The sequence below is a fragment of the Bacillus cereus group sp. BfR-BA-01522 genome (assembly GCF_022662635.1).
Taxonomy (GTDB): domain Bacteria; phylum Bacillota; class Bacilli; order Bacillales; family Bacillaceae_G; genus Bacillus_A; species Bacillus_A cytotoxicus.
In genome coordinates, this window is record NZ_JAKUDY010000022.1 from 33488 (window position 1) to 48569 (window position 15082).

Here is a 15082-nt window from a genome sequence, read left to right on the forward strand (position 1 = left end):
GAGAAATATGGTTTTTATTGTAATAAAGGATGTAAGATAAAAAATGATTTTTGTACATCTTTTTTTTGCACAAAGTTTGTAAAAGTTGTACCATTATAATCAAGGTAAAGTATGTTATTGTTTGGCTTTAATGAAGGGTGAATGCGAAGTTGAAAAATTCATTTGTTGAAAAAGTGGATAGATTTGCAAAGCAGCATGGTGTATTAGAGGAACATTCAACCATTGTTGTAGGAGTTTCAGGAGGACCTGACTCCTTAGCTCTACTATATTATTTGTTAGAAAAAAGAGAAGCGAAGAATTTAACAATTGTTGTCGCGCATGTAGATCATATGTTTAGAGGAGATGAATCCTACGAAGATTTACAATTTGTAGAAAATCTTTGCCATGAACTTGGGATTCTTTGTGAAACGATAAGAATTAATGTTTTGCAATATCAACAGCAACATGGAATGAATGCGCAGGTAGCTGCAAGGGAATGTCGATATGCATTTTTGGAAAGAATAATGAGGAAATATGATGCAGGATATGTCGCGCTTGGTCATCATGGAGATGATCAAGTAGAAACGATTCTGATGCGTCTCGTGCGCGGGAGTACTCCGCAAGGATATGCTGGTATTGCTGTGAAGCGCCCTTTTCATAATGGATATTTAATTAGGCCTTTATTGGCAGTGACAAAGGAAGAAATTTTAGATTACTGCGACCAGTTAGGCATTATGCCGCGTATAGATTCAAGTAATAAAAAAGAAGTATATACAAGAAATCGACTACGTAAGTATGTTTTGCCTTATTTAAAAGAAGAAAATCCTCAGGTGCATGAGCACTTTCAAAAATTTAGTCAGCTTATGCAAGAGGATGAGGCCTATTTGCAGGAATTAGCTTTTGAAAAGATGAATAAAGTAATTACGAAAAAAAGTGATAAATATCTTGTCTTATCAATTCCTGCCTTTGAATCCTTGTCTATGCCTTTACAAAGGAGAGGGATTCAACTAATATTAAACTATCTTTATGAATATAAGATTCCATCTTCGCTTTCTTCTATACATATTGACAAAGTAATTGCGTTTTTCAAACGGATACAACCATCAGGATCGCTAGATTTCCCAGAAGGTTTAAAAATTGTTCGTTCATATGAAGAATGCAGTTTCCGATTTGAACAAGAAATTGTTACCCCTTTTTCTGAAGTTTTATCCATACCTGGTGCAGTTACATTAGCGAATGGAGATAAGCTTATAGCAGAAGTAATAGAGGAAATACCGAGTGACATGAATGAAATGGTATTTGTCGCTAAGTATAATGATATGTCATATCCTCTTTTGGTTCGCTCTCGAGAAAATGGAGATCGTATGTCAATACAAGGTATGAGCGGCACAAAAAAGATAAAAACTATCTTTATCGAAGCGAAAGTACCAAAGGAAAAAAGAGAAGAATGGCCGATTGTTTGTGATGCAAGTGGAAACATTATTTGGGTTCCCTTGTTGAAACGATCTGCATTTGCTATTTCGCCAAAAGTAGCAAACAAAGATAAATATATAATTATTCACTACAAAAGCAAGGAGTCTTCCGGGAGGATAATGAAATGATGAATCAAGATATTGAAAAAGTATTAATTTCTGAGGAGCAAATACAGGAAAAGGTGCGCGAACTAGGTGCAATCATTGCGGAGGAGTATAAGAATACCGTACCTCTTGCAATCGGTGTATTAAAAGGGGCAATGCCTTTTATGGCAGATTTATTAAAGAGAACAGATACATATCTTGAAATGGATTTTATGGCTGTATCTAGTTACGGTCATTCTACAGTTTCAACAGGTGAAGTGAAGATTTTGAAAGACCTTGATACTTCTGTAGAAGGTCGCGATATTTTAATCGTTGAAGATATTATTGATAGCGGTCTGACATTAAGCTACTTAGTAGATTTATTCAAATATCGTAAAGCAAAATCTGTAAAAATTGTTACGCTTCTAGATAAGCCAACTGGTCGAAAAGTAGACCTTAAAGCGGATTATGTTGGATTTACTGTTCCACATGAATTTGTTGTAGGCTACGGTTTAGATTATAAAGAGCAATATCGTAATCTGCCTTATGTAGGAGTATTAAAACCAAATGTTTACTCAAATTAATTAAATACAGGCGTTATAATTGTATAGGAAAGTTTTTCTATGTTACGATTTACTATAGTGTTTATGCCGTGAGAGGAGGTTAGGAATGAATCGTATCTTCCGTAATACCATCTTTTATTTACTGATATTCTTAGTAGTAATTGGAATCGTGAGCTTTTTCAATGGTTCAACGCAAAAAACGACGTCAGTTAGCTACGACAAATTCATTGCTAGACTTGAACAAGGTGAAGTGCGTAATGTGCAACTTCAACCAAAAAATGGTGTATTTGAAGTAAAAGGACAATTCACTAACTCTAGTCAAGGTGAACAATTCGTTACTTATGCACCTAATACTGAGGAATTACAAAAGAAAATTAATGAGAAGGTGAAAGGAGTAGAAGTGAAGTATCAACCAGCAGAAGAAACAAGTGCTTGGGTGACATTCTTTACTTCAATCATTCCGTTTGTTATTCTCTTCATTTTATTCTTCTTCTTACTAAACCAAGCACAAGGCGGCGGTAGTCGTGTTATGAACTTTGGTAAAAGTAAGGCGAAGTTATATAATGACGAAAAGAAAAAAGTACGCTTCAGAGATGTAGCTGGAGCTGACGAAGAAAAGCAAGAACTTGTTGAGGTTGTTGAATTCTTGAAAGATCCTCGTAAGTTCGCTGAAGTAGGTGCTCGTATTCCGAAAGGGGTTCTATTAGTTGGACCTCCAGGTACTGGTAAAACATTGCTTGCACGTGCTGTTGCAGGTGAAGCTGGCGTGCCATTCTTCTCTATTAGTGGTTCTGATTTCGTAGAGATGTTCGTTGGTGTCGGTGCTTCTCGTGTGCGTGATTTATTTGAAAATGCAAAGAAAAATGCACCTTGTATCATTTTTATTGATGAAATTGATGCAGTAGGTCGTCAACGTGGCGCGGGTCTTGGCGGTGGTCATGATGAGCGTGAACAAACGTTAAACCAACTTCTTGTAGAAATGGATGGATTCGGTGCGAATGAAGGTATTATTATCATCGCCGCGACAAACCGTCCAGATATTCTTGACCCAGCGTTATTACGTCCAGGACGTTTTGACCGTCAAATTACAGTGGATCGTCCAGATGTGAATGGACGTGAAGCAGTATTGAAAGTACATGCTCGTAATAAACCGCTTGATGAAGATATCGATTTAAGAGCGATTGCAACTCGTACGCCAGGATTCTCTGGTGCAGATCTTGAGAACTTATTAAACGAAGCGGCATTAGTGGCTGCGCGTCAAAATAAGAAGAAAATTGACATGTCTGATATTGATGAAGCAACGGATCGAGTTATTGCAGGTCCAGCTAAGAAAAGTCGTGTTATTTCTGAAAAAGAACGAAATATTGTTGCCTTCCACGAAGCAGGACACACTGTCATTGGTGTTGTGCTGGATGAGGCAGATATCGTTCATAAAGTAACAATTGTTCCTCGCGGTCAAGCTGGTGGATACGCAGTAATGCTTCCAAAAGAAGATCGTTATTTCATGACAAAACCAGAATTGCTTGATAAGATTACCGGTTTACTTGGTGGTCGAGTGGCTGAGGAAATTGTATTTGGTGAAGTAAGTACAGGAGCTCATAACGATTTCCAACGTGCGACTGGTATTGCTAGACGTATGGTAACAGAATTTGGTATGAGTGATAAGTTAGGTCCAATGCAATTTGGTAGTTCGCAGGGTGGTCAAGTGTTCTTAGGAAGAGACTTCCATTCTGAGCAAAACTATAGTGATGCAATTGCACATCAAATTGATATGGAAATGCAAAACATTATGAAAGAATGTTATGCTCGTGCAAAACAAATCCTAACTGAAAAACGAGATAAGCTTGATATTATCGCTAAAACGTTACTTGAAGTAGAAACGTTAGATGCGGAGCAAATCAATCATTTATATGAACATGGCACTTTACCTGAGCGTAAAAAATCATCTGAAAGTGATGTAAAGGTAAACATTACGATGAAAAAAGATGATGAAAATGCAGAGGATGAAGGTGAAACGAAGGAGTGACGATTGTCACTCCTTTTTATTTTGGATATGTGACCATACAGGTACATATATTTTAGAGTTGCGCATATTAAAAATTGAAATGATGAACAATCTTTTTGTAAAATGGGGAAGATGGAGAAGCCGACTATATGGGTATGTGTGATATGATGGCATTATAAGTTTTGTACATACTACACAAATATAGATTAAATAAGATAAGTGGTGAGAATATGATTTTTGTATTGGATGTAGGGAATACAAATGCGGTACTTGGCGTGTTTGAGGAAGGAAAACTTTGTCAGCATTGGCGTATGGAAACAGACCGTCATAAAACAGAAGATGAATATGGCATGCTGATAAAGCAACTTCTTGAGCATGAAGGTCTTTCCTTTGGAGATATAAAAGGGATTATTGTTTCTTCTGTTGTACCACCAATTATGTTTGCTTTAGAGCGTATGTGTGAGAAGTATTTTAAAATTAAACCGCTTGTAGTAGGCCCAGGAATCAAAACAGGCTTAAATATAAAATATGAGAACCCGCGTGAAGTTGGGGCGGATCGCATTGTAAATGCTGTAGCTGGTATTCAATTATACGGAAGCCCACTTATTATTGTTGATTTTGGTACAGCTACTACATATTGCTATATTAACGAAGAGAAACATTATATGGGTGGTGTGATTACACCTGGAATTATGATTTCTGCAGAAGCTTTATATAGCCGAGCTGCCAAGCTTCCTCGTATTGAAATAACAAAACCAAGTAGCATTGTTGGTAAAAATACTGTAAGTGCAATGCAAGCGGGAATTCTTTATGGGTATGTTGGACAAGTAGAAGGTATTGTGAAGCGTATGAAAGAAGAAGCTAAGCAAGAACCTACTGTAATTGCGACAGGAGGATTAGCAAAATTGATTGCTGAAGAATCTAATGTAATTGATATTGTCGATCCATTTTTAACATTAAAAGGTTTATACATGTTATATGAGCGTAATGCAATTTTACAACATGAGAAAGGTGAATAAATTATGAAAGATTATTTAGTAAAAGCGTTAGCGTTTGATGGGGAAGTCCGTGCATATAGTGTGCGTACAACAAATATGGTCAGTGAAGCGCAAAGACGACATGATACATGGAGAACAGCTTCTGCTGCACTTGGGCGTTCTTTGACAGCTGGTGCAATGATGGGGGCCATGTTAAAAGGGGAGCAAAAATTAACAATTAAAGTAGAGGGGAATGGCCCAATTGGTCCGATTGTCATCGATGCGCATGCGAATGGTGATGTGCGCGGATATGTAACAAATCCACATGTTGATTTTGAATCAACAGAACAAGGGAAATTGAGAGTATATCAAGCGGTAGGTACAGAAGGGAATGTAACAGTAATTAAAGATATCGGTATGCGTGAACCGTTTATTGGACAGTCTCCGATTGTATCAGGTGAACTAGGAGAAGATTTTACGTATTATTTTGCTGTCTCTGAACAAACTCCTTCTTCAGTAGGGGTTGGTGTTCTTGTGAATGGTGATGATAGTATATTAGCAGCGGGCGGTTTCATTTTGCAAATTATGCCGGGAGCGCAAGAAGAGACAATTTCATTTATTGAAGAGCGTCTACAAAAAATCCCTCCTGTTTCAACAATGATTGAAAAAGGACTTTCTCCTGAAGGGATTTTAAATGAGATATTAGGAGAAGAAAACGTAAAAGTGTTAGAAACGATGGACGTACAATTTAATTGTACATGTTCACGAGAGCGTATTGAAAGTGTGCTGATTAGTTTAGGTAAGGCAGAATTAGAACAAATACGTGGGGAAGAAGAGGAAACTGAAGTACATTGTCATTTTTGCAATGAGCGATATAAATTTTCTAAAGATGATATTAAACAGTTAATTGAAACACTATAATATGAGTAATATATAGAGATAACATGTTGTTTAAATAGATTGACAAATGAAGAATTTTCTGACAAGATATTAATGTGGAGAAAACCAATAAAAATACTAGGTGTTAGGAGTGACAGGAATGCGAGTGGCACAATCAGTTTCAGAATTAATCGGGAAAACGCCGATCGTTAAGTTGAACCGCATCGTAGAGCAAGACAGTGCAGATATATATTTAAAATTAGAATTTATGAATCCTGGAAGTAGCGTGAAAGATCGTATTGCATTATCTATGATCGAAGCTGCTGAGAAAAAAGGTTTATTAAAAGAAGGCGATACAATCATTGAGCCAACAAGTGGTAACACAGGGATTGGCTTAGCGATGGTGGCAGCTGCAAAAGGATATAAAGCAATTTTAGTAATGCCGGAGACAATGAGTATGGAACGCCGTAATTTACTTCGAGCTTACGGGGCAGAATTGGTACTAACTCCAGGTTCAGAAGGAATGGGTGGCGCAATTCGTAAGGCGACGGAATTAGCAAAAGAGAACGGTTATTTCATGCCACAACAATTCCAAAATCCAGCAAACCCAGAAATTCATCGTTTAACAACAGGTCCAGAAATTGTTGAGCAGATGGGTGACCAATTAGATGCATTTATCGCAGGAATTGGTACTGGCGGCACAATTACTGGTGCTGGGGAAGTATTAAAAGAAACGTATAAAGACATTAAAATTTATGCAGTCGAGCCAGCAGACTCTCCTGTACTATCGGGTGGAAAACCAGGTCCACATAAAATCCAAGGAATTGGAGCTGGATTTGTTCCGGAAACATTGGACGTAGAAATATATGATGATATCATTCAAGTGAAGACAGAACAAGCATTTGAATATGCAAGAAAAGTAGCTCGTGAAGAAGGGATTTTAGTCGGTATTTCTTCAGGTGCTGTTATTTATGCTGCAACAGAAGTTGCGAAAAAACTTGGTAAAGGGAAAAAGGTTCTTGTGGTCATTCCAAGTAACGGTGAACGCTATTTAAGTACCCCTCTTTACCAATTTGAATCATAATTTGTGTTGCTAGAAAAAAGCATTCCTGAAAAGGGATGCTTTTTTCTTTTGGAAATAGGAAAAGAGTGAATGACTAGAAAACTTCATGTAAAATAAGTAGTAAAGTTATTTTATTTTCATTAGCTCTCATGGATGAGTGTTTCATATCAGTTATTGGTGATTTGAGATAATCAGACTAGGGGAGTGGGATAAAAGAAGATGGGGTGTTGATATGCAGCAAAGGAAATCTTTGGCGCTCTCTATTCCATATCATTTTGATTTCTTTAAGCAATATAAGTTTCTCTCTCAGTACAAGACGCAACATATTTTGTTAGAAAGTGGGCGCGGAGGTCGCTATAGTATTGTAGGACTCGATCCTGTAGCGGTCATTCGTGGGAAGAATGAAACGTTGCATATAAGTGAAAATGGTAAGGAAACAATAGAATATGGGAATCCATTAAATTTAATGCAAAAATATATGGAGCAATGGAAAACAGATCACAATCCAGATTATCCGCCATTTCAAGGGGGGGCAATCGGATATTTTAGTTATGATTGTATTCGTTACATTGAGAAATTGCCTTCAATTGCAAAGGATGATGTGGATATACCTGACATATTCTTTCTATTATTTGATGATGTGTTTGTATACGATCATCATGAAAAGGTATTATGGATTATTACGCATTATGTAGAGGAACGTGAAAATGCAGAACAACGCTTGAGAGATTGGGAAGAACTTTGGATGAAGGAAGCCCCTCAAGTGAAAATTCCATTTGAAAGCCAGGCAAACGAAAAAGAAGTTGTAGCTTTCACAGAAGAAGGATTTATACATGCGGTTGAGCGTATTCAAGAGTATATTGGAGCAGGAGATGTGTTTCAAGTGAACCTTTCTACAAGACAAGAAAAAACACTGCAAACACACCCTTTTGAAATTTATACAAGCTTAAGGGAAATCAATCCATCCCCATACATGGGGTACTTAGAACTTGGGGATTTTCAAATTGTGAGCGGCTCACCGGAATTATTAATTAAAAAACAAGGAAATAAGGTGAGTACAAGACCGATTGCAGGAACACGTTCTCGCGGGGATAATGAACAAGAAGATGAAAGATTAGCGAAGGAGCTCATTGAAAATGAAAAAGAACGTGCAGAACATGTAATGCTTGTTGACTTAGAACGGAATGATTTAGGAAGAGTTTGTGAGTATGGGACAGTTGAAGTGGATGAATTTATGGTAATTGAAAAATACTCGCATGTTATGCATATTGTTTCGAATGTTCGCGGTTTAGTGAGTGAAGATAAGGATGCTTTTGATTTAGTAAGAGCTGTATTTCCTGGTGGTACCATTACGGGAGCGCCTAAAATACGTACAATGGAAATTATAGAAGAGTTAGAACCTGTAAGACGCGGTATTTATACAGGATCAATAGGTTGGATAGGGTACTCTGGAGATATGGAATTAAATATTGTGATTCGAACGTTGCTTGCAAAAGATGGTCAAGCATATGTACAAGCTGGAGCGGGAATTGTCATTGATTCAAGTCCGAAGAATGAGTATAAAGAATCGTTGAAAAAAGCAATCGCTTTATGGCGTGCGAAAGAACGTAGTGAAGAAACGGTTAGGTGAGAGAAATGATATTAATGATCGATAATTATGATTCTTTTACATTTAATTTAGTGCAGTTTCTTGGAGAGCTTGGACAAAAACTTGTCGTAAAGCGTAATGATGAAATTACCATTGCGGATATTGAGAATATGAAACCTGATTTTTTAATGATTTCACCTGGTCCTTGTAGTCCGAATGAAGCTGGTATTAGTATGGCAGTTATTAAACATTTTGCTGGGAAAATTCCTATTTTCGGTGTGTGTTTAGGACATCAATCAATTGCACAAGTATTTGGAGGAGAAGTCGTTCGTGCGGAACGTTTCATGCATGGGAAAACTTCACAAATGTATCATGATGAAAAAACAATCTTTTCTGATATTCCCAATCCATTTACAGCAACTCGTTATCATTCTTTAATTGTAAAGAAAGAGACATTGCCTGAATGTTTAGAAGTAACTTCTTGGACAGAAGAAGGAGAGATTATGGCGCTTCGTCACAAGACATTGCCGATTGAAGGCGTGCAGTTTCATCCGGAATCGATAATGACTTCTCATGGAAAAGAGCTATTGGAAAACTTTATTCAGAAATATAGCTCGAGTGCAGTGTCATGTTAATTTATGTGAATGGTACATATGTAGAAGATACGGAAGCGAAAATCTCTCCGTATGATCACGGGTACCTGTATGGACTTGGTGTTTTTGAGACATTTCGCATTTATAATGGGCATCCGTTTCTATTAGATGATCATTATGAACGTTTAATGGATGCTCTTGCTGCTCTGCAAATCGAATGGGATATGAAGAAAGGAGATATGCTTACTATCCTTAAAGAGTTGCTTTTAAGGAACGAATTAAAGCATGCTTATATTCGTTTTAATGTATCAGCTGGTATAGATGAAATAGGATTACAAACAGGCGTATACAAAAATCCATCTGTCATTGTATTTATCAAACCTTTAACCCCTCCAGATATAGTAGTAGAAAAGGAAGGGGTTATTTTAAAACAGGTGCGAAATACACCAGAGGGAAATTTCCGTTTGAAATCGCATCATTATTTAAATAATATTTTAGGAAAACGTGAAATTGGCAATGCAACGAATAGAGAAGGAATCTTCTTTACGAAGGAAGGTTACGTAGCAGAAGGAATTGTTTCAAATATTTTCTTTGTAAAAGAAGGAGCTTTATATACGCCTTCTCTTCATACAGGAATTCTAAATGGAATTACTCGTGCATTTATTATAAAAGTTGCCCAAATGTTAAATATAAAAGTAAAAGAAGGCTTATTTACAAAAGAAGAATTACTTACAGCGGAAGAAGTGTTTGTAACAAATTCGATTCAAGAAATTGTGCCGCTTCTCCATATAGAAGGAAGAGATTTCCCGGGGAAAGAGGGAGAGATTACAAAAAAATTAATTGGTGTATATGAGATGCATAGAGAGAATCTTTGGAGCCGAAATGAATTGTAGAGGGGAGATATAGAACTTGAAATGGAACTATGATTTGCGCTGTGGTGAATATACATTAAATTTAAATGAAAAAACATTAGTCATGGGGATTTTGAATGTAACACCAGATTCATTCTCTGATGGCGGAAGTTATAATGAATTAGAAACAGCTGTTCGCCATGCGAAGGAAATGGTGAGTTCTGGTGCGGATTTAATTGATATAGGTGGAGAATCAACGCGCCCAGGCTTTGCAAAAGTTTCAGTAGAAGAGGAATTAGCACGTGTATTACCCGTTATACAAGCTGTTTCGAAGAAAGTGAATGTGCCTATTTCTATTGATACTTATAAAGCAGAGGTAGCAAAGCAGGCTATTGAAGCTGGAGCTCACATTATTAATGATATTTGGGGAGCGAAAGCGGAGCCGAAAATCGCAGAAGTAGCAGCTCATTATGATGTACCGATTATTTTAATGCACAATCGCGATCATACAAATTATCGTAATGTAATGTCCGATATGATTGCAGATTTATATGAGAGTGTTAAGATTGCGAAAAATGCAGGCGTACGTGATGAAAACATTATTTTAGATCCAGGTATTGGTTTTGCTAAAACACCTGAACAAAATTTAGAAGTTATGCGTAATTTAGAGCAATTGAATGTATTAGGGTATCCGGTTCTTCTTGCAACTTCAAGGAAGTCTTTTATCGGACATGTTTTAGATTTACCGGTAGAAGAGCGTATTGAAGGAACGGGAGCATCAGTTTGCCTTGGGATTGCTAAAGGTTGTGAAATGATTCGTGTTCATGATGTGAAAGAAATGGCCCGTATGGCAAAGATGATGGATGCAATGATTGGCAAGGGGGGAAAGTGATTGGATAAAATTTATATTCATGATATGGAATTTTACGGCTATCACGGGGTGTTTCCGGAAGAGAATAAATTAGGACAAAGATTTAAGGTAGATTTAACGGTAGAACTAGATTTAAAAAAAGCTGGTGAAAGTGACAACTTAGAGCATTCTGTCAATTATGGAAAGCTGTTTGAATTGTGTAGACAGATTGTAGAAGAACGAACATATAAACTTGTGGAAAGTATAGCGGAAAATATAGCTGCAAATATATTGGAACAGTATGGAAGTGTGATGCGTTGCACAGTAAAAGTTATCAAACCTGATCCTCCCATACCAGGACATTATCGTTCTGTAGCGGTAGAAATAACGAGAGAACGAACATGAAAAATACAGTTTATATTGCTTTAGGATCGAATATTGGTGATCGCTATACGTACTTAACGCAAGCGGTTGATTTATTGGATAAGAATTCTAATGTTCAAGTGGAAGATGTTTCTTCAGTCTATGAAACAGACCCAGTGGGATATACAGATCAAAATCGCTTTTTAAATATAGTCATAAAAATTTCTACCAATTTATTGCCGCAAGAACTATTAACAGTAACACAAAAGATTGAGAATGAATTAGGAAGAAAAAGGGAGATAAGATGGGGTCCAAGGACCATCGACCTTGACATTCTACTTTATAATCAAGACAATATTGAAACAGAGAATCTTATTGTTCCGCATCCGCGGATGTTTGAAAGAGCTTTTGTTATCGTTCCGTTGTTAGAAATTAATCAAGATATAGAACAAAATATTTCACGTTCACAAGTAGAAGAAATGAAAAGGCGAGAGGGAGTAACGGTATGGAAGCAGAAAAATGGGGAAGACGCATTCGTGCTTTTCGGAAGTTGAAAGGTTATACGCAAGAAAGCTTTGCGAAGGAATTAGGGGTATCTGTATCAGTTTTAGGAGAAGTTGAGAGAGGGAATAGATCACCTTCTCAAGATTTTGTTGTAGAAGTTGCAAAGACATTGAACATTTCAATAGATGAGTTAATGCCAAAGTAAGGATAATGAAAGGGGCTAGTCGAGTGTTAAAGATTGCAAACATTGAGATGAAGAACCCAGTGGTACTAGCACCGATGGCGGGAGTATGCAATTCTGCATTCCGTTTAACAGTTAAGGAATTTGGTGCGGGATTGGTATGTGCTGAAATGGTAAGTGACAAGGCCATTTTATTTAATAATAAAAGAACATTAGATATGTTATATATTGATGAGAGAGAAAAGCCGCTAAGTCTACAAATTTTTGGCGGCGAGAAAGAGACGCTTGTTGAGGCTGCAAAATATGTAGATCAAAATACAACGGCGGATATTATTGATATTAATATGGGGTGTCCAGTTCCGAAAATTACAAAATGTGATGCGGGAGCAAAGTGGCTTTTAGACCCAAATAAAATATATGAAATGGTAGCAGCAGTTGTTGATGCGGTGGAAAAACCAGTTACGGTTAAAATGCGTATTGGCTGGGATGAAGATCATATCTTCGCAATTGAAAATGCTAGAGCGGTTGAACGTGCGGGAGGTCAAGCTGTAGCAGTTCATGGACGCACGCGTGTTCAAATGTACGAGGGTAAAGCAGATTGGGATATTATTAAACAAGTGAAACAAGCGGTGAATATTCCTGTTATCGGTAATGGTGATGTGGAAACTCCGCAAGATGCTAAGCGTATGCTAGATGAAATTGGTGTAGATGGGGTTATGATTGGGCGTGCAGCGCTTGGAAATCCGTGGATGATTTATCGTACTGTGAAGTATTTAGAAACTGGAGAATTAATGCCAGAACCAACAGCGCGTGAGAAAGTTGATGTATGTATGCTACATTTAGATCGTCTCATCGATTTAAAGAATGAGCATATTGCAGTACGCGAAATGAGGAAGCATGCAGCTTGGTATTTAAAAGGTGTTCGCGGAAATGCGAGAGTGCGCAATGGGATCAATGCTTGTAATACTCGTGAAGATCTTGCTTCACTATTAGGTGCATTTGTAGAAGAGGTAGAAGCGAAACAAGAAAATATTCATATCAGTTGAGAAGCGAGAGGGAATGATTGACATTCTGTCTTTTGCTTCCTATAATTACGTGAAAGAAAGAAGAACTGTCAGTTACTTACTGGCAGTTTTTCTAGTTGGATAGAAAATGATATACTGTATATATTGTAAAATTAAATAGAGCTGGAGTGATATCAATACCATGGATAACATGAACCATGAAGAATTAAACGACCAATTACTTGTTCGTCGTGAGAAACTACATAACTTACGTGAACAAGGTATCGATCCATTTGGTAAACGTTTTGAACGTACACATTCATCAAAAGAGTTACTGAACTTGTATGGAGAGTTCTCTAAAGAAGAATTAGAGGAAAAAGCAATTTCTGTTTCTATTGCTGGGCGCATTATGACAAAGCGCGGTAAAGGGAAAGCTGGTTTTGCGCATATTCAAGATTTACATGGACAAGTTCAAATTTACGTTCGTAAGGATGCCGTTGGAGATGAAGAATATGAATTGTTTAAAACGGCTGATTTAGGTGACTTAGTCGGAATTGAAGGGAAAGTTTTCAAAACAAATGTTGGAGAACTTTCTGTAAAAGCAACATCATTTACTTTATTAACGAAATCTCTTCGTCCACTTCCGGATAAATACCATGGATTGAAAGATATTGAGCAACGTTATCGTCAACGTTACTTAGATCTAATCACAAGTATGGAGAGTCGCGAAACATTTGTTACTCGCAGTAAAATCATCCGTGAAATGAGAAGATATCTGGATGATAATGGCTATCTTGAGGTAGAAACACCAATGATGCATACAATTGCAGGTGGTGCATCTGCTCGTCCGTTCATTACGCATCATAATGCATTAGATATGGAATTATATATGCGTATTGCAATTGAGTTGCATTTAAAACGTCTTATTGTAGGCGGCCTAGAAAAAGTATATGAAATTGGCCGTGTTTTCCGTAATGAAGGTGTATCAACACGTCATAATCCAGAATTTACAATGATTGAATTATATGAAGCGTATGCTGACTATAAAGATATTATGAAACTAACAGAAAATATGATTGCTCATATTGCGAAGCGAGTGTTGGGTACAACAACAATCCAATATGGTGAACATGAAATTAATTTAGAACCAGAATGGACGCGTCTTCATATGGTAGATGCAATTAAACAATATTGTGGAGTGGACTTCTGGAAACCAATGAGCGTGGAAGAAGCGCGTGCATTAGCGAAAGAACATGATGTAGAAATTAAAGATACAATGGAAGTTGGTCACATCATTAACGAATTCTTTGAACAAAAAGTAGAAGAAAAGTTAATTCAACCTACATTTATCTACGGGCATCCAGTAGAAATTTCGCCTCTTGCGAAAAAGAACGATGAGGATTCACGATTTACAGATCGTTTTGAACTATTCATTGTTGCACGCGAACATGCAAATGCATTTACTGAATTAAATGATCCAATCGATCAGAAAGAACGTTTTGAAGCTCAATTAAAAGAGCGTGAACAAGGAAATGATGAGGCGCATATGATGGACGATGATTATATCGAAGCTCTTGAATATGGTATGCCTCCTACTGGTGGATTAGGTATTGGTATTGATCGCCTTGTTATGCTATTAACAAATTCACCATCTATCCGTGATGTATTGTTATTCCCTACAATGCGTCATAAACAAGACTAAGCTTTGGAGATTTCTCCAAAGCTTTTTTTAATCCTACTATTTATAGAGAGTAAGATCTCTTATCTTAAGATTTAAAAAGAAATGAGAAAGGTATTTTTATATAGTGGATTGGTATTGATTTTATACTTTTTTATTAGGTTAAAAATTTTATTAAAAAAACTATTGCATTTTAATAAGCGAACTGATATATTTATATTCGTTGTCACGAGAGACAACGCGAGAAACAAAAAAGAAAACAATTTTTAAATAAAAAAAGTTGTTGACGAAAATGTAACGGAATGTTATATTGGTAAAGTCGCTTCTGCGACAAACAAGTTCTTTGAAAACTGAACGAAACAAACAACGTGAAACGTCAATTTTTATTTATGATGCTAGACAAACTTTATTGGAGAGTTTGATCCTGGCTCAGGATGAACGCTGGCGG

At 36.9% G+C, this 15082-nt stretch carries 15 protein-coding genes; all 15 read left to right on the top strand.

Annotated features, from left to right (window positions below; translation table 11 throughout):
* Positions 1-149 precede the first annotated feature (149 nt).
* The 15 genes from tilS to lysS all read left to right on the top strand — a co-directional run bounded on the left by tilS (position 150) and on the right by lysS (position 14658).
* The gene (gene tilS / locus MR059_RS20405; protein ID WP_011983202.1) at positions 150-1580 is read left to right on the top strand and encodes a tRNA lysidine(34) synthetase TilS; all 1431 of its coding nucleotides are present in this window, start codon (positions 150-152) and stop codon (positions 1578-1580) included.
* Positions 1577-2119 carry a hypoxanthine phosphoribosyltransferase gene (hpt, locus tag MR059_RS20410; protein ID WP_048721181.1) on the top strand — a complete coding sequence of 181 codons (543 nt, stop codon included), beginning with the start codon at positions 1577-1579 and terminating at the stop codon, positions 2117-2119. The genes tilS and hpt overlap by 4 nt, the downstream gene beginning before the upstream one ends.
* Positions 2120-2204: 85 nt before the next feature.
* The gene (gene ftsH, locus MR059_RS20415; RefSeq protein WP_011983204.1) at positions 2205-4124 is read left to right on the top strand and encodes an ATP-dependent zinc metalloprotease FtsH; all 1920 of its coding nucleotides are present in this window, start codon (positions 2205-2207) and stop codon (positions 4122-4124) included.
* A gap of 209 nt (positions 4125-4333) precedes the next feature.
* Positions 4334-5122, top strand: coding sequence for a type III pantothenate kinase (locus tag MR059_RS20420; protein ID WP_011983205.1), 789 nt, complete (start codon positions 4334-4336; stop codon positions 5120-5122).
* A 3-nt stretch (positions 5123-5125) separates the two neighbouring features.
* Complete coding sequence (gene hslO, locus MR059_RS20425) at positions 5126-6001, top strand: Hsp33 family molecular chaperone HslO (RefSeq protein WP_048721177.1); 876 nt, start codon at positions 5126-5128, stop codon at positions 5999-6001.
* A 118-nt stretch (positions 6002-6119) separates the two neighbouring features.
* Positions 6120-7043, top strand: a complete 924-nt coding sequence (gene cysK / locus MR059_RS20430; protein ID WP_011983207.1) for a cysteine synthase A — start codon at positions 6120-6122, stop codon at positions 7041-7043.
* A gap of 211 nt (positions 7044-7254) precedes the next feature.
* Positions 7255-8652 carry an anthranilate synthase component I gene (gene trpE, locus MR059_RS20435; RefSeq protein ID WP_011983208.1) on the top strand — a complete coding sequence of 466 codons (1398 nt, stop codon included), beginning with the start codon at positions 7255-7257 and terminating at the stop codon, positions 8650-8652.
* 5 nt (positions 8653-8657) lie between these two features.
* On the top strand, positions 8658-9245 hold the full coding sequence (pabA, locus tag MR059_RS20440; RefSeq protein ID WP_011983209.1) for an aminodeoxychorismate/anthranilate synthase component II: 588 nt from the start codon (positions 8658-8660) through the stop codon (positions 9243-9245).
* Positions 9239-10096 carry an aminodeoxychorismate lyase gene (pabC, locus tag MR059_RS20445; protein ID WP_011983210.1) on the top strand — a complete coding sequence of 286 codons (858 nt, stop codon included), beginning with the start codon at positions 9239-9241 and terminating at the stop codon, positions 10094-10096. The genes pabA and pabC overlap by 7 nt, the downstream gene beginning before the upstream one ends.
* A gap of 16 nt (positions 10097-10112) precedes the next feature.
* Complete coding sequence (gene folP / locus MR059_RS20450; RefSeq protein WP_011983211.1) at positions 10113-10946, top strand: dihydropteroate synthase; 834 nt, start codon at positions 10113-10115, stop codon at positions 10944-10946.
* Positions 10947-11309, top strand: coding sequence for a dihydroneopterin aldolase (gene folB, locus MR059_RS20455; protein WP_011983212.1), 363 nt, complete (start codon positions 10947-10949; stop codon positions 11307-11309). It abuts the gene before it with no gap.
* Positions 11306-11821 carry a 2-amino-4-hydroxy-6-hydroxymethyldihydropteridine diphosphokinase gene (folK, locus tag MR059_RS20460; RefSeq protein WP_011983213.1) on the top strand — a complete coding sequence of 172 codons (516 nt, stop codon included), beginning with the start codon at positions 11306-11308 and terminating at the stop codon, positions 11819-11821. Before folB ends, folK begins: the two co-directional genes overlap by 4 nt.
* Positions 11773-11976: a helix-turn-helix domain-containing protein gene (locus MR059_RS20465; protein WP_041809355.1), complete on the top strand. Its 204-nt coding sequence runs from the start codon at positions 11773-11775 to the stop codon at positions 11974-11976. Before folK ends, MR059_RS20465 begins: the two co-directional genes overlap by 49 nt.
* Positions 11977-11999: 23 nt before the next feature.
* Entirely contained in the window at positions 12000-12998 is a 999-nt protein-coding gene (dusB, locus tag MR059_RS20470) for a tRNA dihydrouridine synthase DusB (RefSeq protein WP_011983215.1), read from the top strand.
* 160 nt (positions 12999-13158) lie between these two features.
* A complete protein-coding gene (lysS, locus tag MR059_RS20475; protein ID WP_011983216.1) occupies positions 13159-14658 on the top strand; it encodes a lysine--tRNA ligase in 1500 nt (499 codons plus the stop codon).
* Positions 14659-15082 lie beyond the last annotated feature (424 nt).